At 75.0% G+C, this 21,058-nt stretch carries 22 protein-coding genes; 5 read left to right on the top strand and 17 right to left on the bottom strand.

Translation table 11 applies throughout. The features are described 5' to 3' along the window. Positions 1-36 precede the first annotated feature (36 nt). A complete protein-coding gene (gene rpsN, locus ACZ6A9_RS15045) occupies positions 37-342 on the bottom strand; it encodes a 30S ribosomal protein S14 (RefSeq protein ID WP_468984739.1) in 306 nt (101 codons plus the stop codon). After that, complete coding sequence (gene rpmB, locus ACZ6A9_RS15040; RefSeq protein ID WP_468984737.1) at positions 342-578, bottom strand: 50S ribosomal protein L28; 237 nt, start codon at positions 576-578, stop codon at positions 342-344. Before rpmB ends, rpsN begins: the two co-directional genes overlap by 1 nt. 67 nt (positions 579-645) lie before the next feature. Here rpmB and rpmG point away from each other — a divergent pair, with 67 nt between their 5' ends. Genes rpmG through rpsR form a run of 4 tightly spaced genes read left to right on the top strand, consistent with a single transcriptional unit; the run spans position 646 to position 2,561 of the window. Beyond that, complete coding sequence (gene rpmG / locus ACZ6A9_RS15035) at positions 646-810, top strand: 50S ribosomal protein L33 (RefSeq protein ID WP_030118432.1); 165 nt, start codon at positions 646-648, stop codon at positions 808-810. 47 nt (positions 811-857) lie between these two features. Then, on the top strand, positions 858-1,112 hold the full coding sequence (locus ACZ6A9_RS15030; RefSeq protein WP_468984735.1) for a type B 50S ribosomal protein L31: 255 nt from the start codon (positions 858-860) through the stop codon (positions 1,110-1,112). After that, positions 1,112-2,272, top strand: coding sequence for a CobW family GTP-binding protein (locus ACZ6A9_RS15025; protein ID WP_468984732.1), 1,161 nt, complete (start codon positions 1,112-1,114; stop codon positions 2,270-2,272). The genes ACZ6A9_RS15030 and ACZ6A9_RS15025 overlap by 1 nt, the downstream gene beginning before the upstream one ends. Positions 2,273-2,324: 52 nt before the next feature. Next, positions 2,325-2,561 (top strand): 30S ribosomal protein S18, encoded by a 237-nt coding sequence (gene rpsR / locus ACZ6A9_RS15020; protein ID WP_468984730.1) that lies wholly within the window; start codon positions 2,325-2,327, stop codon positions 2,559-2,561. A 142-nt stretch (positions 2,562-2,703) separates the two neighbouring features. On the opposite strand, the gene ACZ6A9_RS15015 is transcribed toward rpsR, so the two are convergent. The 11 genes from ACZ6A9_RS15015 to ACZ6A9_RS14965 all read right to left on the bottom strand — a co-directional run bounded on the left by ACZ6A9_RS15015 (position 2,704) and on the right by ACZ6A9_RS14965 (position 15,443). Beyond that, on the bottom strand, positions 2,704-4,479 hold the full coding sequence (locus ACZ6A9_RS15015) for an ABC transporter ATP-binding protein (protein ID WP_468984727.1): 1,776 nt from the start codon (positions 4,477-4,479) through the stop codon (positions 2,704-2,706). Further along, complete coding sequence (locus ACZ6A9_RS15010; RefSeq protein ID WP_468984725.1) at positions 4,476-6,215, bottom strand: ABC transporter ATP-binding protein/permease; 1,740 nt, start codon at positions 6,213-6,215, stop codon at positions 4,476-4,478. Before ACZ6A9_RS15010 ends, ACZ6A9_RS15015 begins: the two co-directional genes overlap by 4 nt. Then, positions 6,212-7,369 carry a SagB/ThcOx family dehydrogenase gene (locus ACZ6A9_RS15005; RefSeq protein WP_468984721.1) on the bottom strand — a complete coding sequence of 386 codons (1,158 nt, stop codon included), beginning with the start codon at positions 7,367-7,369 and terminating at the stop codon, positions 6,212-6,214. The genes ACZ6A9_RS15010 and ACZ6A9_RS15005 overlap by 4 nt, the downstream gene beginning before the upstream one ends. 5 nt (positions 7,370-7,374) lie before the next feature. After that, complete coding sequence (locus tag ACZ6A9_RS15000; protein ID WP_468984718.1) at positions 7,375-8,754, bottom strand: YcaO-like family protein; 1,380 nt, start codon at positions 8,752-8,754, stop codon at positions 7,375-7,377. Beyond that, entirely contained in the window at positions 8,751-10,232 is a 1,482-nt protein-coding gene (locus tag ACZ6A9_RS14995) for a CocE/NonD family hydrolase (protein ID WP_468984715.1), read from the bottom strand. Before ACZ6A9_RS14995 ends, ACZ6A9_RS15000 begins: the two co-directional genes overlap by 4 nt. Continuing rightward, positions 10,229-11,083, bottom strand: coding sequence for a hypothetical protein (locus tag ACZ6A9_RS14990; protein WP_468984713.1), 855 nt, complete (start codon positions 11,081-11,083; stop codon positions 10,229-10,231). The genes ACZ6A9_RS14995 and ACZ6A9_RS14990 overlap by 4 nt, the downstream gene beginning before the upstream one ends. Positions 11,084-11,174: 91 nt before the next feature. Then, positions 11,175-11,288, bottom strand: coding sequence for a streptamidine family RiPP (gene amiA, locus ACZ6A9_RS14985; RefSeq protein ID WP_241270818.1), 114 nt, complete (start codon positions 11,286-11,288; stop codon positions 11,175-11,177). A 58-nt stretch (positions 11,289-11,346) separates the two neighbouring features. Beyond that, a complete protein-coding gene (locus ACZ6A9_RS14980) occupies positions 11,347-12,171 on the bottom strand; it encodes an ABC transporter ATP-binding protein (protein ID WP_468984711.1) in 825 nt (274 codons plus the stop codon). A gap of 52 nt (positions 12,172-12,223) precedes the next feature. After that, a complete protein-coding gene (locus ACZ6A9_RS14975) occupies positions 12,224-13,231 on the bottom strand; it encodes a FecCD family ABC transporter permease (RefSeq protein ID WP_468984708.1) in 1,008 nt (335 codons plus the stop codon). After that, a complete protein-coding gene (locus ACZ6A9_RS14970; RefSeq protein ID WP_468984705.1) occupies positions 13,228-14,373 on the bottom strand; it encodes a FecCD family ABC transporter permease in 1,146 nt (381 codons plus the stop codon). The genes ACZ6A9_RS14975 and ACZ6A9_RS14970 overlap by 4 nt, the downstream gene beginning before the upstream one ends. Positions 14,374-14,465: 92 nt before the next feature. Then, on the bottom strand, positions 14,466-15,443 hold the full coding sequence (locus ACZ6A9_RS14965) for an ABC transporter substrate-binding protein (RefSeq protein WP_468984702.1): 978 nt from the start codon (positions 15,441-15,443) through the stop codon (positions 14,466-14,468). 86 nt (positions 15,444-15,529) lie between these two features. On the opposite strand from ACZ6A9_RS14965, the gene ACZ6A9_RS14960 reads away from it, so the two are divergent. Then, on the top strand, positions 15,530-16,726 hold the full coding sequence (locus ACZ6A9_RS14960; protein ID WP_468984700.1) for a YncE family protein: 1,197 nt from the start codon (positions 15,530-15,532) through the stop codon (positions 16,724-16,726). 119 nt (positions 16,727-16,845) lie between these two features. On the opposite strand, the gene ACZ6A9_RS14955 is transcribed toward ACZ6A9_RS14960, so the two are convergent. The 4 genes from ACZ6A9_RS14955 to ACZ6A9_RS14940 form a co-directional block, all read right to left on the bottom strand. Beyond that, positions 16,846-17,805, bottom strand: coding sequence for a DUF5996 family protein (locus ACZ6A9_RS14955; protein ID WP_468984698.1), 960 nt, complete (start codon positions 17,803-17,805; stop codon positions 16,846-16,848). Positions 17,806-17,948: 143 nt separating this feature from the next. Next, positions 17,949-18,992 carry a DUF6215 domain-containing protein gene (locus ACZ6A9_RS14950; protein WP_468984696.1) on the bottom strand — a complete coding sequence of 348 codons (1,044 nt, stop codon included), beginning with the start codon at positions 18,990-18,992 and terminating at the stop codon, positions 17,949-17,951. Between the two features lie 246 nt (positions 18,993-19,238). Next, positions 19,239-19,481: a DUF5302 domain-containing protein gene (locus tag ACZ6A9_RS14945; RefSeq protein WP_468984693.1), complete on the bottom strand. Its 243-nt coding sequence runs from the start codon at positions 19,479-19,481 to the stop codon at positions 19,239-19,241. A gap of 128 nt (positions 19,482-19,609) precedes the next feature. Beyond that, positions 19,610-21,028, bottom strand: coding sequence for a DEAD/DEAH box helicase (locus tag ACZ6A9_RS14940; protein WP_468984691.1), 1,419 nt, complete (start codon positions 21,026-21,028; stop codon positions 19,610-19,612). Between the last annotated feature and the right edge of the window lie 30 nt (positions 21,029-21,058).

The following is a 21,058-nucleotide window of genomic DNA, read 5'->3' as shown; positions in this document are numbered from 1 at the left end:
CGCGGCCGGAAGCTCCGCCACCGCGACGGCGCCGGGCTACCAGGACGACTTGGTGACCCCGGGGAGGAAGCCGGCGTGGGCCTGCTCGCGCAGGCGGACACGGGAGAGACCGAACTTCCGCAGGTGACCCCGCGGCCGCCCGTCCACGCTGTCGCGGTTGCGTACCCGGGTCGCACTGGCGTCGCGGGGCTGGCGCCGGAGTTCCACCACCGCGGCCCGGCGTTCGGCGTCGGTGGAGGACGGCCGGCGGATGATCTCCTTCAGCTCCGCCCGCCGGGCCGCGTACCGCTCGACGGTCGCCTTGCGCTTCTCGTTCTGCGCGATCTTGCTCCTCTTGGCCATCAGACCTTCCCTCCCCGTGCTCGGATGCGGGCCACGGCGGCCTCGATGCCGATGGTGTCGACGGTCTTGATCGCCTTCGCGCTGAGCGTCAGCCGGACGTGCCTGCCCTCGCTCGCCAGCCAGTAGCGCTTGCGCTGGATGTTGGGGTCGAAGCGGCGCGATGTGCGCCGGTGCGAGTGGGAGATGGTGTTGCCGAATCCCGGCTGGGCGCCGGTCAGTTGGCAGTGGGCGGACAAGGTCCTACCTACCCTTCGTCGGTCGTCGAGTTGTTGGTAATGGAAATCATTCCCATATAGTAGCCGCATGGCTCGCAACGAGGTACGCCCGATCATCAAGCTCCGCTCCACCGCGGGGACCGGCTACACGTACGTCACCCGCAAGAACCGTCGCAACGATCCCGACCGCATGGTGCTGCGCAAGTTCGACCCCGTCGCCCGGCGCCACGTCGACTTCCGGGAGGAACGCTGACCCCCGTCCCCTGCCGCCGACCCGTCCCGATCCGAAGGAACACCGCCATGAAGCCTGGCATCCACCCCGCGTACGGTCCCGTCGTCTTCCGTGACCGGGCCGCGAACTACGCCTTCCTCACCCGCTCCACCATGACCAGCGACAGGACGATCGACTGGGAGGACGGCGAGACCTACCCGGTGGTCGACGTCGAGATCTCGCACGTGAGCCACCCCTTCTACACGGGCACCGCCCGAGTGCTGGACACCGCGGGGCGGGTCGAGCGGTTCGAACGCCGTTACGGCCGGCGCGGAGCGGTCTGATGCGGGACGCGACCCCTCTGCCGGTGCTGATCGTCGGCGGGCTGCACTCCGAGGCCCGCCGGACGGTCGTGGACGGCCTGCTGCGGACGGTCCCCGGCAGTGTCGTCCTCCACCACGACCTGTCGACGGCTGCCGAGGGCACCGTCCTGCGCCAGGTGCGCGACGCCTCGGGCGAGTTGTCCCGCGGCGACGCCCCGCTGGTCAACGACTGCGCCTGCTGTGCGCTGCGCGAGGACCTGATGCCCGAACTCGAGCGGCTGGCCGACGGCGGCCTGACCCGGCTCGCCGTCGTCGAGCTGTGGGACTCCGTCGAGCCCAGGGCCATGGCCGAGGTCGTCGCGGCCCACGGCGCGGGCAGGGTCCGTCTCACCAACGTGATCACGGCGGTCGACCCGGCCCTCGTCCTGCCCTGCCTCGGCAACGGCGACGACCTCGCGGAGGTCGGTCTCGCCGCTGCCGCGACCGACCAGCGCACCGTCGGCGACACCTGGGCCAGACAACTGGAGTACGCCCCCGTCGTCGCCGTCGTGGAGAGCGAGGACGCCGACGACGAGGATCGCGCGCTCCTCCGCCAACTCCACCCCACCGCACGCCAGGTGGACAGCGGCTCCGCGGAACTCGCCCGGCTGGCCTTCGCGGGCTTCGACGTGGACGCGGCCGCCGCCGCACAGCACCCGGCCTGTGCCCTGCTCCCCCAGGACGCGGACGAGGCCGGGGTGACCACGTTCGTCTGGCGCCGCCACCGTCCGTTCCACCCGGAACGCCTGTACCGGGCGCTGGAGGACCTCTGCTGCGCGGCCGCCCGCAGTCGCGGACGGTTCTGGCTCGCGGACCGCCCCGACACCCTGCTCGCCTGGGACGCCGCCGGCGGGGCCCTGTGCGTGGAGGGCGCCGGCCCCTGGCTGGCCTCCCTGCCCGACGCCGCCTGGGACCTGGTCCCGCCCGTACGCCGGGCCGCGGCCGCGCTGGACTGGCACCCGGAGCACGGTGACCGCTGCCAGCACCTCGTCTTCACCTCGCCCGGACTCGACCGCGACGGCCTCGCACGGCTGCTCGACTCCTGCCTGCTCACCGACGCCGAGTACGCCGCGGGAGCCGAGGCGTGGAAGCGTCTGCCGGCCGCCTTCGACTCCCTGCTCGATCCCGCCGGCCGGACCTGAGCCACGCGCCGGTCCCGACCCCCGCACCCCACCCACCGGAGAAGGAGCATCCATGGCCCCGCGCCAAGACCCCCGCAAGCCGCTGAAGGCCCGCCCGAACCCGCTGGACGCGGCCGGCATCACCTACGTCGACTACAAGGACGTCGAACTGCTGAGGAAGTTCGTCTCCGACCGCGGCAAGATCCGCAGCCGCCGGGTCACCCGCGTCACCGCCCAGCAGCAGCGGCAGCTCGCCAGAGCGGTCAAGAACGCCCGCGAGATGGCACTGCTGCCGTACGCCGGCCGGTAGGGCCGGCGCAGCCGCGCCCCCGGCCGGGCGCGAGGAGATGCACCCCTCCCGGGAGGGGTGCATCTCCGTGTGTGCCGCCGCCGGTTCCGGCAGGGTTGCCGGCCCCACCGGCCGGTCCGGGTCCTGGGGCGACGTGCCGTGCTCAGAAGGAGGTGGCGGCCAGGATGCGGTTGAGGGCGCTGCCGGGGCGGCTCGTGAGGTCCTCCCAGGTGCCCTCCTCCGCGATGCGGCCCGCCTCGAGAACGGCGATGCGGTCGGCTCGGCGCATCGTCGCCGGACGGTGTGCGATGACGATCGTCGTGCGGCCCTCCTGCCGGAGCGCGGTGGCGAGTTCGGCGTCGCCGCTGTTGTCCAGGTGGGCGGTGGACTCGTCCATGACGAGGACCCGCGGCCGGACCAGCAGTGCGCGGGCCAGGGCGACGCGGGCCCGCTGGCCCCCCGAGAGCGTGGCGCCCCGTTCGCCGACGAGGGTGTCCATCGGGGCGATCCGGTCGACGCCGCACAGCCGTGCCGCCTCGGCCAGCGCCCGGTCGCCGGCCTCGGGCGCGCCGAGCCGCAGGTTCTCGGCAAGGGTGCCGTGGAAGAGGGGTGTGTCCTGTCCCACCAGTACCACCGCACGCCGCAGTTCCGCGTCGCCCACCTCCCGCACGTCCACGGGTCCGCCGTCGGCGGGCAGCAACTGGACCGCGCCGGCGGACGGGTCCCAGAAGCGCGCGATCAGGTGGGCGCAGGTCGACTTGCCGGCGCCGGAGGCACCGACGAGGGCGAGTGTCCTGCCCGGGCGGACGGTGAGGTCGACGCCGTCCAGCACGGTCCCGCCGCCGTAGTCGAACCTCACCTGACGCAGGCGGACGCCCAGCGGCCCGGGAGGCAGGGGGCGTGGTGCGGTGGGCGGCGGGGCGAGAGCCGGGGCCTTGACGGCCGCGTCGACGCGGGAGGCGGCGGCGCGCAGCGCCACGGCCTGGCTGAGGGCGCGGGCCGATTCCGCGACCGGGCCCAGGACGGACAGGGACAGGGCCATCGCCGCCGGCACCCACGCGCCGTGCAGCCGTCCGGAGGTCACGGACTGCGCGGCGGCGGCGACCACGCCGAGGGCCGCGGCCACGATGAGGACGTCGCGGACCGCCGCGGCGACGGCCTCCCAGGTCGCCTCGGTGCGCTGGGCGGCTCCCACCTGCCGCCCCCGATCCGCCAGTTCGCGGCGGCGTTCGGTCAGGGCGCCGAAAGCGAGCAGTTCGCGCAGCCCGTCGACGGTCTCCACCGTGTCGGCCGACAGCCGGGCCACGGCCGCCCGGGTGCGGCCGCCGCGCGCCGTGCGGGCCCGTGCGTCCGCGAAGGGCGCCGCGGCGAGCAGCGCCGCGACCGGCAGCACGGCCACCAGCAGCCACGGCTCGACCGTGGCGAGGACCACGGAACCGCCGGTGAGGACCGTACCGGCGGCGAGCAGTTGGGCGGTGGTGTGGGCGTAGAAGAACTCCAGGGCCTCCACGTCGGCCATGGCGGTGGCGGCGAGATCGCCGCTGCGGCGGCCCGCGACCCGGGCGGGCGCGCTGCGGGCGAGTCCGTCGAAGACGCGTACCCGCAGGGCGGCCAGCACCCGGTAGGCCAGGTCGTGCGAGAGGTCCATCTCCCGCCAGGTCATCAGGGCGCGTACCAGGACGAGGGCGACGAGCGCGGTGACGGTGTCGGCCGACGGCGCGCGCCCCTCGATGACGGCGTCGCCCACGGTGTGCGCGGCCAGAGTCAGCAGTGCGACGAGGGAGCCCTGTTCGAGGATCGCGGCGGCGCAGGTGCGGGCCGTCATGGCGCGGTGTGCGGCGAGGGCGGGGAGGAGGGCGCGCAGTGCGCCTCGCGCGGGTGCGTCCGCGTCGGCGGGGGCGGTGACCGCGGTGGTGGTGACAGCGGTGGTGGTGCTCATGCGGCCCGTTCTCCTCGGTGGTGGCGGCCGGCCTCGACGAGCCGCGTGTAGACACCGCCGGCCTCGACCAGGTCAGGGTGCTCGCCGACGGCGTCCACCCCTCCCTGGTCGAGGACGACGATGCGGTCGGCGTGCCGGACGGCCGCGAGCCGGTGGGCGACCACCAGGACGGTCCGTCCGCTCGCGGCGTTCGTCAGCTCCCGGACGATGTCGGCCTCCCGGCGTTCGTCGACCGAGCTGGTGGCCTCGTCCAGGACGAGGACCGGGGCATCGGCCAGCAGGGCCCGGGCGAGCGCGAGCCGCTGACGCTGACCGCCGGAGAGGGTGGCGCCGCGTTCGCCGAGGACGGTGGCGTAGCCGTCGGGGAGGGCGGTGATCTCGTCGTGGACACCGGCGGCGCGCGCCGCCCGGGTCAGCTCGTCGTCGGTGGCGGCCGGCCGGGCCATGCGCAGGTTGTCGGCGATGGTGGCGTGGAAGAGGTACGTCTCCTGGGAGACGACGGCGACGCCCTGTCGCAGGGAGTCGAGCGCATACTCGGTCGTGGGGCGCCCGTCGAGGGTGATCCGGCCCTGCTGCGGGTCGTGGTGGCGCAGGACCAGGGCCAGCAGCGTGGACTTGCCGGCGCCGGACGGGCCGACGATCGCGGTCGTCCGTCCCGGTGGCGCGGTGAAGGAGACTGAGTCGAGGGCGGGGTCCGGTGCGCCGTCGTAGGTGAACCGGACGTCTTCGAAGCGCAGTTCGGGCGGAGCCTGCCAGTGCGCCGGGACCGTCCCGGAGTCGGGGACCGCCGGCTCGGCCGTGCGCAGGGCCGCGAGTCCGTCGGCGGCCGAGGCGCCCAGGTATCCGGCGTGCCACTCGCGGGCCAGGTCGCGGACCGGCCGGAAGCACTCCGAGGCCAGCAGCAGCATCAGGTAGGTGCCGGTCGCCGTGGTGGAACCGGTGACGGCCGACCAGCACGCGAGGAGGGCCGCGGCGGCCGTGCCGCCCTGGATGGCCAGGTCGGTGATGCCGGTGTCGACCAGGGACACCCGCAGTTTGGCGACGGTCGCCCGGTGCAGTGCCGCGGAGCGCTCCTCCAGGCGTGCGCGGGTGCGCCCGACGGCGCCGGCGGCGCGCAGGGCGGGCATGCCCTGGAGGGCCTCCAGGTAGTCGGCGCCCAGCCCTTCGTAGGTGTCCCAGTGCTCCTTGCCGCGGGCGGCGAGGAGCCTGTCCCAGGCGCGCGGCCCGGCCAGGGCGAGGAGCAGGGCGGGAACCAGGCCGAGGAGGCCCCAGGGCGCGACCGCGGCCAGGGCGGTCAGGACGAGGGGCGGCACGGTGAGGGTGATCAGGAGTTGGGGCAGGTAGCGGGAGACGTAGGCGTCGACGCCCTCCACGCCGTCGACGAGTGTGGTGCGGACGGCTCCGGCCCGTGCGGTGGTGAGGTGCGCGGGGCCCAGACGGCCGAGGCGGAGCAGGAGTTCGTCCCGCACGGCCACCCTGACCCGGGCTCCCGCGCGGGTGGCGGTGCGCCGCTGCCACACGGTGAGTGCGGCGCGTACGGCGACGACGGCGAGCACCGCGGCCAGCAGCCAGGGGAGCCGTCCGGTGTCGCCGCGGGCCAGGCCGGCGAGCGTGAGGGCCAGCAGGGCGGCCTGGGCCAGGTGGGTGAGGGTGACGGCGCCCTGCAGGAGGGTGGCCGCCAGCAGGGGGCGTCGTGCGCGCCCCGCGGCGCGGCGGAGTTCGGGGTGGACGATCACGTTCGTTTCTCCTCGTCGGCGTGGCGGGTGCCGAGGGCCAGTGCGTGGACGACCCAGTCCTGTTCCGGTGCGGCTCCGAGGGCGGCGCCCAGGTCCGCCTGCTGCCAGGAGCCGACGGGCCGGGCCGCCAGCCCGTGGCGGCGGGCGGTGACGTGGGCCAGGTGGACGGCGAAGCCGGCCCTCAGGTGGGCGCGGCGCACGTGCGTGGTGTCGGCGTCCGTGGGGCAGCCGTGGGCGATCAGGACGGCGCCCGCGTTCGCGATCCACGCCTGGCCCGCGGCCCAGGCCGCGAGGGTCGGGCGGGCCTCGCCCGCCGCGTACCGCCGCAGGGCCGTGCCGTCCGGTGTCCGTTCCATGAGGCCGGGCCGTGGCGGGCCGACCGCGGCGCACCAGCGCAACAGGTCGTCGGCCGCGGCCCGTTCGGCGGTGGCAAGGACCGCCCGCAGGGCGTCGTGGGAGGGTGCGCCCGGCAGCGGCGGTGGGGTGCTGCGGCGCTCCAGCAGTTCGGCCGGGGTGGGTGTGTCCCCGGAGGTGGCCGGGGCGTCGGGGCTGTCCGCCGGGTGCACCCGGCTCCCCCTTCCGGGCGGGGGGACACACACGACGGCCAACGGGGTCCCGGTGCGTCCGTCCAGCCGTGCCTCGGGCTCGCCCGTGCCCAGGGCGCGGGCCGCCAGGACCAGCGCCGCCGCGGCGTGCCCGGTGTCCAGCAGCAGAAGGGGCCAGGCCCGGTGGCCGTAGTGGGAGACCGTGCGCCGTGCGGTGACGTCGAGTTCGGCCGTCACGCCCGGCGGCGTGTCCCGGGGAGGCGGGCCGGTGTGGTGGACGCGGTGGCGCAGCGGGTCGTAGCCGTAGCGGCCGGGCGGCAGGGAGCAGCCGGCGCCCACGACCAGTGCGGTGTCCACGGGGTGCAGCGCGCCCGCGGAGGGCGTGGGCCGCAGGCGTCCGGAGGGGTCGGAGGCCGCCAGGGACAGACGGAGCAGGCAACGCAGATCGAGGCTCGCCGGGCCGGCCTCCGGGATCGGAAGCGACGGGCCCGGCCAGGGCCGGACGGGGCTTCCGGCGGGCGTGTCGGGGCCGGGAGGTTCCGGGGAGCGGGCGCGGGCGAGGGCGGTGACGAGGTCCACCGGGCGGTCTGCGCGGATGTCTTCCACCACGGCCCTCACATGTGGGGCGGAGGCGCCAGTGTGAAGTCCTCCGGGCCGCTCGGCGGGGTGGTGCGCCAGCCGCGCGCCACGGCGGCCTCGGCGAGGCGCGGGCAGCCGAAGTAGCCGAAGGCGGCGGGGGCGTTGGGCAGGAGTCCGGAGACGAGGACCCGGGCGACGCGCAGTGAGGTCTCGGCCACGTCCTCGGTGGTGAGGTCGAAGGTCATGACACGGTGTCCGCCCTCGCGCAGCGTGGTCTCCAGCCGCTCCCGGCTGCCGTGCTCGACGGCGTCGACGGACACGGTCCCGAGGGCGGGCGCGGTGAAGCGCCGGGCCTCGGCCGCCATCCGTTCGTCCAGCCACACCTGCACGTGCGCCCCCAGGTCCCGCACGTGCTCGAACCGCTCGCCGCACACGTCGAGGTAGCGGGCGTCCGCCCGGTGCTGGAGGTAGAGTCCGCGCGCCAGCAGCCCGGCCTCCACGGCCTGGAACACCCAGCCGTCGGCGTCCGTGAGGCCCTGGGTGAAGACCCAGGTGTGGACGGCTTCGAGGACGGCCTTGCGGGCGGCCTCGGCCGGGTCGTACTTGCAGGCGAACCCTGCGGCGTACAGGCCGAGGCGCGGGTCGTGGACGAGGGCGGCCATGCAGGGGGCGAACTCCGAGCGCATCTCGACGATGTGCAGGTCGAGCGCGGAACCGGCCAGGTCGTCGGCGAGGCCGGGCACGCTCGCCGGGTCGATGCCCCGGGCCGGGCCGTCCAGGTGCCACCACAGTTCCAGGGCGTCGCGTTCGACGATCTCCAGCAGGCCGCGCTCGACGGCGTCGTCGAGGCCCTGCCCGGTGGCGATGCCGGCGTAGTTGAGGTGGTGGGTGCGGGGCAGTTCCCGCAGGTCGCCCTGGCGCCAGTTGAGGTGGGTGAGGGAGACGGGCGCCCAGACCTCGGCGCCGGTGCCGTCGGGCAGCAGTTCGGTGCCGCGTGTCCACAGGGCCGGGGTGTCGGGCCCGAGGGGGCGGTAGGGGTACTTCTCGCGGGCGTACTGCCAGTCGGCGTAGGCGGGCAGGTCTTCCGGTCCGTACAGGCGCAGGCCCCTGCGGGCCAGTTCGGCGGCGGTGGCGCGGACGGGGGCGTCCGGATGGCCCGGGGGCGGGACGCGGTTGCCGCAGTACCGTTCGATCCCCTCGGCTATCGCGGCGACGCGGGCCTGCCCGGGGTCGCCGAAGGTCGTGCCGAGGGAGACCCGGTCGGCGGGCCACAGGCCGTGCCTGCGGGCGTCCGAGATCTCGGCGGTGAGCGCGGTGTAGCGGGGCGGGGCGCCCGCGGGGTGTTCGACGGGCTTGACCTTGCGGACGATGCCGCAGACGGGGTCGACGAGTGCTTCCAGGGGCAGCGTCGTCATCGCAGGATCTCCTCGGCGGGGTCGACGGGGGTGGGGCGGGAGGGGAGGACGGGCAGGGTCAGCGCCACGCTGTCCGGGTCCACCTCGCGCCGGGAGGCGAGCAGCCGGCCGGCCGTCACGGGGTCGTCGCCGGTGTGGGGGTTGCGGGCGTGGGCCGGGAAGTGGTGTCCGGCGATCTCCAGGCGCAGCCGTGTGCCGGCCGGCAGCCGGCGTGCGAGCCGGCCCAGGCCGAGGGTGAACGCGGTTTCCTGACCGGCCGGTCCGGCGTGGCGGGCGACGCCGACGGCGAGTCGCTCGGCGGCCCCTCCCGGCGTGAGTGCGGCGAGCCGGACGGCCCAGTCCGCGGCCGGGGTGTGGGCGGTGGCCCGCAGGTGCACGCTCACGGGGCCGACCACGTCGAGCGGGCGCGGCAGGGGCGGTGTGACCAGCAGGCAGCGGTCGGGCGGACCGTCGGTGGGGACGGTCAGGTCGTCGGAGCGGACGGGCCGGTGGGGGTCGGCGGTGAAGGCGGCGCCGTGCACCGGTCGTGCGGGGGGTGTGCGCGGTGCGCCCTCGGTGCCGGCGGGCAGCCACAGGTCGGCTCCGCCGAGAGCCTGGGCGCCCTGCCGGCCGGGGGCGAGTTCACCGGTCAGGGCGCGGCGGGCCCAGCGCACGTACAGCGGACCGAGGTCCAGCCGGTGGGCGGGGCCGGCGCCGGGGCCGGGTGCGGTGACGAGGGAGTGCCGCCAGGGGCCCAGCAGCAGCCGGGCGGAGGGGCCGCCCCAGGCGCGCCAGAGGGCGACCGTGTCCTCGGCGAAGTGGTCGTGGTGGCCGCCCACGGCGAGCAGGGGCACGGCGGCCCGCGCGGCCCGCGCCACGAGGAGGCCGCGGTCGCGGTGCCGCCACAGGTCCGTCCAGGAGGGCAGGTCGCGGCCCAGCCGTTCGGGGAGGCGGGTGAGCGGCAGGTGGGTGAGGAGTCGGGGGTCGGCGGCGAGGGCGGTCGCCAGCGCGCTCTCGTCGGAGTCCCGCCGGTCACCGTGGGCGGCCCACCATCCGGCCCGGGACAGCAGCCGCTCCGCGCCGGACGCCTCGCGCGCCGTGTCCGCGAGGCCGAGGGCGGGCACGGCCGCGATGACGGCGTCGGGCCGGGCGTCCTCGGGCACGTCGAGGGCGAGGACGAGGGCGCAGTGGGCCGCGTAGGAGGCGCCGTGGGCCACCAGCAGGCCGTCGCTCCACGTCTGCCGCCGGATCCAGCGGACGGCCGCCGCTCCGTCGGCGGCCTCGTGCACGTACGGGTGCCACTCCCCCGGCGACGCGAACCGGCCCCGCACGTCCTGGACGACGGCGGCGAACCCGCGGCGGGCCCAGCCCCGCGCCTCGGCCCCGTGCCGGGTCCTGTCGTAGGGGGTGCGCACCAGGACGGCGGGGAAGGGGCCGTCACCGGCCGGGAGGTGGACGTCGGTGGCCAGGTCGCCCACCGTCGCGCTGAACGCCGTCATCCGTCCCTCTTCGGCGTCGGTGCCACGGGGGGCACCGGGAGGACGGGGTGCTCGGTGACGGTCAGCGTGCGCAGGTCCACCCGTCGCAGGCGGCGCCGCGCCGGGAGGCCGGCCGGAGCGGGGGTGTCGGTGGCCCACCGGCTGAGGTCGTCCGCGACCAGCGCCGCGAGCAGCGTGGCGGCCGGCCCGGAGAGCCCGGCCGGTGCGCCGGAGGTACGCGGTCCGCTCCAGTACGCGGCCAGTTCGCGGTGAGCGGGCGTGGCGGCGAGCCGACGGGACCGGACGTGCGCCGACGTGACGTCTCCCGGTGCGGCGGCGAGCGGTTCGACGTACGCCTGCCAGCCCTCGCGGTGGCAGCGCAGCCAGGCGACGCCGTGCTCGGGCAACCGGTCGGCGGCGTCCCACCGTCCGTCCGGCACCGGCCCGTCCAGGCACCACACGACCGCGTGGGGGTTGCCGTCGAGCAGGTCCTCGATCCGCGTGGGTGATCCGTCGGACGCGGTCGGCGCCGGTGTGGTGCGCGGCCGTGCGCCCAGGGTGGCCAGGTGCGCGGCGAGCGGTGCGGTCAGCACCGGGTCGCCGAGGACGCGGACGTCCCGGCGGGCGGGGGGCCACGGCGCGTGCCGCGGGCCGTCCGTCAGATAGCCGGCCTCCTCGAAGGCCCGCACCACGCGGGCCAGTTCTTCGTCCACCGGGGCCGTGCTCCCGCCGGTGAGCAGGGAGAGCAGGACGTCCTCGTCCGCGCCCCCCGGCCTGACGGTGAAGAACTCCCCTTCCGGGGTGCGGACGGCGAGTCCCCGCCCGGGCACGGCGACGACCTCGACGCCGGGGGCGAGACGGCTGCGGGACACGGTGTTCCTCCTGACGACGGGACCTGGGACGGGTGTGGGCCCGCCCGGAAGGCATCGGGCGGGCCCACGGTCGAGGGCGGTGAGGCCCTGCTTACTCCTCGGTGTCCTCGAAGGGGTTCTCGACGAGCGCGTTGGAGTGGGATGCGGAGTCGTGAGCCAGCTGGCCCGGGTCGGCGATGGGTGCGAAGACCTGCTCGTTGTCCATGAACTCTCCATCGGTGGAAGGGAGATACGGCGTTCGGTCGAGCGCCGTGACACAGACACTAATGAATCTGGTTTTCATATTCTATAGCTGGGAGGGGGTGATCTGGGTAACACACCGGCCAGCCGCCCTCGGGGTCCCGGCCGACCCGGCCCGCCACGTTCAACACGTCCGCCAGCAAGCGCGGTGTCACGACCTCCGCCGGCGTCCCGTCCGCCACCACCCGGCCGTCGCGCAGGGCGACGACGCGTTCAGCGAACCGGGCGGCGTGGGCCAGGTCGTGCAGCACCATCACCACCGTGAGCCCGCGTTCCTCACGCAGCCGGACCACGGTCTGCAGCACGTCGAGCTGGTGGTGCAGGTCCAAGTAGGTGGTCGGCTCGTCGAGCAGGAGGACGCGGGTGTCCTGGGCGAGCGCCATCGCGAGCCGGACACGCTGCCGCTCACCGCCGGACAGCGCGTCGACGTCACGGCCGGCCCACTCCTCCACCCCGACGTCGCGCAGCGCCCGGCGCACGACGGGGTCGTCGTCACCCTCGCGCAGCATGCCCAGCGGGCCGCGCGCCGCGTACCGCCCCTGACGGACGAGGTGACCCACCGTCATGCCCGGTACGGCCGGCGCGGACTGGTGCAGCAGCGCCACCCTGCGTGCCGTGGCGCGTCTGGAGAGCCGGGCGAGGTCGTCCCCGCCGAGCAGCACACGCCCCTCGCCGGGCCGCAGCAGCCCGGCGGCCAGCCGCAGCAGGGTCGACTTGCCGCAGCCGTTCAGGCCGATGAGCGCGGTCAGTTCGCCAGGCCGGACGGTCAGGTCGACGCCCCGCAGGACGGGCCGTCCGGGGTAGCCGAAGTGGACCCCCTCGACGTGGATCCCCACGGACTCGGTCATGCTCTGTCCTCCATTCGACAATGCGACGGTTCGGCAGTTCGGCAGTTCGGCGTCAGAACGCACGGTTCGGCGAGCGGCGCACGACGACCAGCAGCAACGCGGCGCCGAGACCTGCGGTGAGCGCCCCGACCGGCAGCGTGAGCCGGTCCGAGTCGAACACCGCCGCCAGCAGCCGCGAGGACGACTGCGCCACCGCGTCCGCCCCGCACACCACCACCGCGCCCGTGAGGGCGGCGCCGGGAAGGCTCCTGCGCAGGTCGGCGCCGAAGACGGCCACGGCCAGGTGCGGCACGAGCAGCCCGACGAAACCCAGCGCCCCGACGGCGGCCACCGCTCCCGCCGTCAGCGCCACCGCGCACAGCAGGGCCAGGGTCCGGGCCGGGCGGGCGGAGAGGCCGGCGGCGAGAGCGATGTCGTCCCCGCAGCGCAGCAGGGTCAACGGCCCCGCCAGCAGCCAGGCGGCAGTGCCCCAGAAGAGTGCCCACGGCCACAGCAGGTGCCAGTGCTCCCACACCCGGCCCTCCGTGGTGCCCACCAGCCACTGCACCACGCTGCCGAGTTCCCCCGGCTCCACCAGCAGCACCATGGCGGTGAGCCCGCCGAGCACCGCCGACACCAGCACCCCGTGCACGGCGGTCTGCGCGGGATCACCGCGCCCACGCCCGGCGAGCAGCCACAGCAGCGCCGCTCCGGTACACCCGCCCGCGCACGCGGCGAGGACCACGGCCAGGGGCGAGTCCCACCCGGCGAAGCCCAGGGCGGTCGCGGTGACGGCGCCGAGCACCGCACCCGGGGTCACGCCCGTCACCTCCGGGCCGGCCAGGGGGTTGCGCAGGGCGGACTGCAGGACCAGCCCGGCCACGGCCAGGCAGGCGCCCGCGCAGAGGGCCACCAGCAGCCGGGGCAGGCGCAGTTGGAACAGGATGTGGCGTTCCGTCACGTCGCCGCCACCGCCCAGGACGTCCCAGGCCACGCCCGGCGACATGCCGCGCCCGGCCACCAGTCCCGCGCCTGCGCAGACCACGGCCAGCGCCGCGAGTGCCGTGAAACGCCGCGTCATCGTGCGTCCTCCGTTCCGGTCGTCCGAACGGCGCGCGAGGGTGCGCCACCGGGCCCGCCGCGCGCGGGGCCGGCCGCACGCGCGTGGTCCGGCGACCGGGCCGGAGGCCCGTCGTCCGCCACGCCGGATGCCGTCCTCCGCGGTCCGGGCAGTGGCTCGCCCGCCGTGGCGGGCGCACGCCGGGCGGCCCGGCGTCGGCCACCGGACCGCATCAGCGCGACACCGGCCGGCACCCCCAGCAGGGCCGTCCAGGCACCGGCCGGTGTCTCCACGGGCGCCAGCGCCAGCCTGGCCGGGACGTCGGCGGCCATCACGACGACCGCGCCCCAGGCCGCGGACCACGGGAGCCAGCGCACCGCCCCCGCTCCCGGAGCGAACCAGCGGCTCAGGTGCGGGGCGAGGAACCCCACCCATGCGACGGGACCGCACACCGCCGTCACCGGGGCGATCAGCACCACGGCGATGGCCAGCGCGGACAGCCGGGCGCGGTGGGCCCGCACCCCCAGTGCCTCCGCGTCCTCGTCGCCCAGCCGCATGACCGCCAGCACCGGCGCGCACAGGACGAGAGCGGGCACCGCGAGGAGCAGCCACGGCCACAGCCCCGTCACGTCGTCCCACGTGCGGGCGGACAGGGAACCGAGCAGGTAGCGGAAGATCAGCTGGAGGTCGAGCTGGTCGGCCATGACCATCAGGACGAGCAGCGCGGCCTGCAGCCCGGCCGCCACCGCGGCGCCGGTCAGCAGCACGGCGGACGGACTGCGGCCGAGCCCCGCGACGAGCAGCGTCAGCCCGCCGCCGAGCGCGGCGCCGCCGATGGCCAGCAGGGGCTGGACGGCGGCGGGCAGCGCGAGGGCCAGCACCAGCGGCGCGGCCACCCCGAGCGCGGCGCCGGACGACACGCCCAGCATCTCCGGGACGGCCAGGGGATTGCGCAGCGCCTCCTGGAGCACCAGTCCGGCCGCGCCCAGACAGGCTCCGGCGACGAACGCCAGCAGCACGCGGGGCACGCGGAGTTCGGTCACGACGATCCCGGCGAGGGTGGTGTCCCCCTCCATCACGGCGGCGGCCAGCCGGTGCGGAGGGACGTAGGGGGTGCCGAGGCTGAGCGCGCAGACCGCGGAGGCGGCCAGCAACGCGACCACCAGGAGCGGTTGCCACCTGCGCGCACCGCCTGCCGGACGCCGTCCGCCCGCCGCGGCCCGATCGGCCGCGGCGGGCACCGAGGGGAAGGTCCTCACCGCAGCGCGGCCGTGGCCTCGTCGAGGACGATGCCCAGCGAACGGGTGCCGCGGCCCTTGGCCCACACCTCCGCGTCCACCTCGTGGACGTCACCGTTCCTCACCGCCGGGATCTTGCCCCAGAGGGGGTTCTCGGCCAGCTTCTCCGACAGTTTGCCGTCCGCGTCGCCGAAGCTCATCGTCTCGACGAACAGCACGTCGACGTCCTGGGCGAGGATCTCCTCCAGGCTGTAACTGCCCTCCACGCCGCGGGACTTCCACGGGTAGTCGGCGATCTTGGGGAACAGGCTGGCGGTCACGTCGCCTTCCGGCGTCGCGACGCCGAAGTTCTCGTCACTGCCGTAGATGATGAGCGCGGTCTTCTCGCTCGGCGCCTTCTCGGCCCCGGCGAGCTTCGTACGGAAGGTCCGCTCCGCCTTCTCCCCCTCGGCGGTGCGGCCGGTGAGCGCGGCGACGTCGCGCAGGTATCCCACGCCGTCCTCCCACGTCTCGGGTTGCATGGCCCAGAACGTGGTAGCGCCCTTGAGCGCCGGGGCGAGCTTGCCGTGGGTGTCCCCCAGACCGATCACGAGATCGGGTTTGTGGGAGAGGATCGCCTCCACCTCGGGGGCGATGAATCCGCCGGGGACGACGTCGACCTCCTTGGCCTTCCCCTCGCCCAGGAAGTCGGGGTGGGCGAGCAACGCGCTGTTGGTGGCCGCGGGCACGATGCCCAGTTCGGTCAGGATGTCGTCGCACAGGGCGAACAGGCAGACGATCCGCTCGGGTTGCTTCTCCAGGGAGACCTTGACGCCGTTCGTGTCGGTCAACTCCGTCGTGGCCTTGATGGGTTCGACGGTCACCTCCGTCTTCGCCGTGGGCCTGGCCTTGTCACTCGTGGGTTCTTCGGAGGCCGGGCCGCAGCCGGCCAGGACGGAACCCACCGCCGCTGCGGCGATCCAACTGCGGACGAATCTCGACGGTGAGCGCAGCATCGACGCCCTCGCTTCTTCTCAGGTACCGGGAACGCCACTGAAGATACATGATAATCGTTTTCACCAATTCGGTTTCCGGAGGTCCCATGCCCGCCACACCCGTCCTGCTCGTCTCCGACCACGTGGCCGGAACGGTCCATGTACTGACCGTGCCGGACGGCGCCGTCGTCGGACGTCTCACCGGCCGTCACCTCTCCGAGCACGCCGGGTTCCTGGCGCTGCCGGGAGGGCGGACGGCCTGCGTCGACGACCGTCGCGGAGAACTGCTGGTGCTCGATCCCTTCGGCGGGAGACTCGTGGAACACGCGATCCCGGTCGCCGTGCCCGCCGAGCACCTCGCCTGCGACCCGTCCGGCCGCCGGCTGGCCGTCACCACCGGCCTCGGCAAGAACGGCGAGCCGTGGTCGGACCTGCTGACGGTCGTCGACCTGGCCACCGGTGAGGCCGCCCGGGTACGCACGCGTGTCGGCGAACCGGGGGTGACGGTGCTGGGCGGCGCCGACCCGCTGGTCGTCCTGCGGCACCGGGAGCCCGGGTCGCTGGCCGCCCACCGGTTCGCGGACCTCCTCGCGGCCCCGCCCGGCTGCCCGCCGGTCACCCCTCACGCGGTCCTGCCGCTGCCGGACGACGGCCACGGGGACGCCCAGGCACCGGGCTCGGAGCAGGTGTTCGCCGCCACGAGCGAGGGGGTGCACCGGGCCCGGAGGCAGGGCGACGCGCTCGCCGCCGGCGCGGTCGTTCCCTGGGGATCGCCCGCCCGGGGCTGGTACCTCCGGCTCGACACCCGGCGGCCGGCGCTGTGGACCACGCTGCGCGGCGGTGACCCGGACCCGCTGCGCTGGCCGGAGTGGACCAACCAGGCCTGGCGCCACGATCTGGGAACAGGCCGCACGCGCCTCACGGACCTCGGCCCCGGACTCGTCTTCCGGCTGGCCCTCGCCCGACGCCACACCGCCTTCACCCGTGTCCACCCCGACGGCGACGAACTGCTCCTCCTCGACGCCGACGACGTCGTCCGCCGCCTCCCCCTGCCGGCCATGGACGGTGCTCCGCGTCGCGGCGGCACCCCTTGGGAGGGCGTCCAACGCCGGGCGGTGGCCACCTCACCGGGCTCCGACTGGATCGCCGTCAGCCGGGGCGGTCACGGAGAGGTGCACCTCGTCGACGCGGAGACCGGCTGCGAGGCGGCCCGTCCACGGCTGAGCACACCGCTGGATCACGGTGGTCACCTGGCCCTGCGGGTCCGGGACGACGGCGCCGACGGTGATCCGGTCGGGCGGTGATCCTCGTCACGCGTCGTGGAGTTCGTCCCGGACACGGCGGGAGGGGCGGAAGGTGCAGAGGTCGAGGATGCCGGGCGGATCCGCCGGGCGACGCGGTCGCGTGGAGGTGGGCGCGGGTCTCAGCCGGACGTGCCCCCGGACAGGTGGCCCCGGTGGTGCGGATCCGTCACTCCGCTCGGGCACGCCATCCGTTGGATCTCCCACCCGGCGCGTCGGGCGCCGGCCCGGTAGGCGCTCTCGTAGAAGGCGAGCACGTCGGAACGCGGGTCGGACCCGGTGCGTACCACGTCGTACGGGAGCACCGCCAGGTGGCTGCCGCCCCGGTCGAGCCAGCCGGCCGCCTCGGGCCGGAGCGTCTCCTCGGCCAGGCCGTCCGGTTCCGGGGCGGTGTAGGAGTAGAACGCGGGATCGGGGTAGGTGTCGTCGCCGAACCAGAAGCCGAAACTGATCACCTCGCGGGAGTACGCCTCCCGGGTCACCGGGTCGGCCTTCGGGGGCGGTTCGACGTGGCGCACGGAGAACCGGCTGTGGGCGATGTCGAAGGTGTGCCAGAAGTGGTGTACCGGACTGACCTTGCCCGAGTAGTCCGCGGCGAACTCCTCCAGGACCGACGCCACCTGGCTGAGGACCCGCCAGTAGCGGTTGGCCCGTACGGGATCGTAGGCCGCGTGCTCGGTGTCCTCGGCGTACGGCCGGGCGGAGTCGGGGAGGTCGAAGGGCCGGGGGACGGCGAGCCGCACCCGGACTCCCAGGGCGTCCAGCGAGTCCATGACCGCGCTGTAGAAGGAGGCCACGGACTGGCCGACGAGCGGGAAGGAGACCTGCCGCCCGTCCAGGACCGAGATCACCAGCCGGTGGGCGACGAAGTCGAAGTCGATCGCGAAGAGGGGATTGCCGTCGACCTGCCCCATGGGGCGTGTGGTGGTGCCGCGCCCCGTGAGGTGCAGCGGGACGTTCCACCAGTGGTTGCGCTGCACGCTGGCCGCGAGACGGATCTTGCCGATGATCTGCGCGAACCGGTGGAGGGTCTCCTTGGTGTCGCGCCATTCGGCCAGCGGGATCGCCGGGAACAGTTCCATGGTCGTCCTTCCCCTCCCGCCCAGCGCTCCTGGTGGACCGGGCGGGCCCTCGGCAACCATCAGAACACCACCGGCGCGGGACGGCACCCCGTGGTACCCGGAGGGCCGACGGGCCGGCGCGGTGCGGACGCTGGGCCCAGGCGTCACCCGGTCCGTGCGGGGATCGCCGGAAGTATCCGCCCGGCGATGCCGAGGAGGACGCTGTCGTCCGGGAAGGCTCCGGAGGTGCTCCACACGGTGACGTCGAAGTAGCCGCCCCGGTCCTGCCCGTCGAGGGCCACGGCGAGGTTCCTCGCCCGGGGGCCCTGCTCGACGGGTCCGCCCGATCCGCCGCTGCCCAGGTCGATCTCGATCCTCATGGTGTGATCCGTGAAGAGGACCGCGGGCCGGCCGAGAACCGAGAGCGTCTTGACGTCGGTCTCCTCTCCGAACTCCATCAGTTTCACGTACTGGGCGATCGACAGCTCGTTGTACGTGGCCGAGACGTGCACGGTGTAGGTGTCGAACTGGACCCGGGCCTCCGGCTGGGCGACCTTCCCACCGGTCAGGGGAGCGGTGTTGCTGGTGCCGGACGCGGCGGTCGCGGTCTCCGCGGGGGTTCCGAGGAGCCGTGCCAGGTCCGGCTTGTTGAGCGCTGTGCACAGCTCGTCGCCGGTCACGGCGCGGGCCGTCGCGCGGTAGGCGCTCGGCAGTCCTTCGCCCTCCCCGCCCGAACACGTGGCGGCCTGCGGTGCGCCGGCGTCCTCGGAGACCTCGGAGGGCAGCAGCCGGGGGCCCAGCCACAGGGCGGCTCCGATGACCGCGAACACCGCCACGGCCGCGACGGCCTGGCCCCAGGCGTTGGGTTCCTTCCGCGGTGCGGCAGGGGCGGGACGCCGCACCGCGGGCGCGGACGCCTGCGGCTGCGGCTGTGATGGGGGCTGCGGTTGCGGCTGAGCAGCGGCGCCGGCCGCCGCCCCGTCCGCGGAGGGCGCGGGGCCCGGGTTCCGGCGGGAGCGCAGGGCCCGCACCACGGTGTGCACACGCACCGCGGTGAACACCAGGAACGCCAGGCCGAGGGCGGCCGGCACCCATGCCCTTTCGGTGAAGGCGAGATACATGATGCGTACGCCGAGCACCGACCCGACGACGATGAGCAGGGGCTCGCGCACCCAGAAGGGCAGGAGACGGAGGAGGAAACCGAGCATTCGGCGATCACACCAGGACAAGATCACGTTGGCTGTGACGGAAGCCATAGTTCCGGCTCAGGACTCAACCGTGATGAAAGGAGCGCTCGTCACGCCCTCGAACCGAGTAGCCGAGGGGGTGGCACTCCTCGATGGCCTGCCGGGCGGGTCTCGCCCGCGACGTACGAACGGGGGTGCGTGTTGCGGGGCGACGCTACCGGGCGCCCGGAGGGCCGGCCAAGCGGCCGGCTCTCCGGGACCGGCGGCTCAGCCGCCGCTCTTGCGCCTGAACGACCGCTGCTGCCCGGCCGGACCGTGTGCCGCACGGACCTTCGAGGCGTTCGGGTTGGCGGCGGCGTCGGCCGCCTCCGCCTGCGCACCGCGCTTGCGCGCCAGGGCTTCGCGGAACTTGCGCTTGAGGTCGTAGTTGCCGTCGGTGTCCGGCGCCAGAGGGGACGCCTCGGGGGAGGCCGGCTCCGAACCTTCCGGGGGTGTGGGCTCTGCGGTCATGGTGACCTCCTGGGTTCGGGGGTGGGCCGGCACAGCTTGTCATGCCGGGGGCGGTGCGGTGCACCGCCGACATCATCGCGTCTGTCGCGGCGCGTCGCCCGCGATTTCGCGTCGGGGCACCACGCTTCTCAGCCGCTGCGACGTACGCGGGCGGCCTTGCGGGCCTCGGCGAGCTTGCGGGCTTCGCCGGCCTTGCGGGAGGTGCCGCCGGCGGCGCCGCGGGGGGTGCCCTTGCTCGTTCCGAGGCCGCGGAAGGGGGCGTTGGTGTTCTTGGGCCCGGGGACGGCGGGCCCGCCGTCGAGGGACACGCCGGAGGGAGCCCTGGCGCCGGTGATCCGGCTCAGCTCTGCCTCGCCCGAGCGCACCTTGGTGACGGTCGGCTCGATGCCGGCCGCGGCCAGCATCCGGCTCGTCTCGCGGCGCCGGTCCGGCGGAACGAGCGTGACCACGCGGCCGGACTCACCGGCGCGGGCCGTGCGGCCCGCTCGGTGCACGTAGTCCTTGGGGTCGGTGGGCGGGTCGACGTTGACCACGAGATCGAGGTCGTCGACATGCAGGCCACGGGCGGCGACGTTGGTCGCCACCAGTGCGGTGACCTGGCCGTTCTTGAACTGCGCCAGGGTCCGTGTGCGCTGCGGCTGGGACTTGCCGCTGTGCAGGGCCGCGGCGTGCACGCCGCCGGCCCGCAGATGCCGGGTGAGCTGGTCGACGGCGTGCTTGGTGTCGAGGAACAGCAGGACGCGGCCGTCGCGGGCGGCGATCTCCGTGGTGACGGCGTAGCGGTCGGGGCCGTGGACGACCAGGACGTGGTGCTCCATCGCGGCGACCGTGCCCGCGGCCTCCTCGACCGCGTGGACGACCGGGTCGTGGAGGTAGCGGTGGACCAACTCGTCGACGTCGCGGTCCAGGGTGGCCGAGAACAGCATCCGCTGGCCGTCGGGGGCCACCCGGTCGAGCACCTCCACGACCTGCGGCAGGAATCCCAGGTCGCACATCTGGTCGGCCTCGTCGAGCACCGTGATCCGCACCCGGCCCAGGCGGCAGGCGTTGCGCTCGATCAGGTCGTGCAGGCGTCCGGGGGTGGCGACGACCACCTCGGCTCCCTGGCGCAGCGCGGCGACCTGCCGGCCCATCGACAGACCGCCGACGACCGTGGCCATCCGCAGCCGCAGGGCCTCGGCGTAGGGCGTCAGCGCCTCGGTGACCTGCTGGGCCAGTTCCCGTGTGGGCACGAGGATCAGGGCGAGGGGCTGCTTCGGTTCGGCGCGCCGCCCTGCCGTGCGGGTCAGCAGCGGCAGGCCGAAGGCGAGCGTCTTCCCGGATCCGGTGCGCCCGCGCCCCAGGATGTCGCGCCCTCCGAGGGCATCGGGCACTGTGGCGGCCTGGATCGGGAAGGGCTCGCGGACTCCGAGTCCGCCCAGTGTCCGGAGGACCTCCCCGGGCAGGCGCAGGTCCGCGAAGGAGACGGCCGGGGGCCGCGCCGGGGCCGTGGCTCCGGGCTCGGCGGGAGCGCCGTGAGCGGTTCCGGAGTGGTCGGGGTGCTTCATGGACTGCCTTCCGCAGGAGTACGTACCGAG

The organism is Streptomyces sp. NPDC041124, assembly GCF_055592385.1.
Note: the sequence above shows the minus strand (reverse complement) of the source record. Positions and strands in the feature narration are given on the sequence as shown.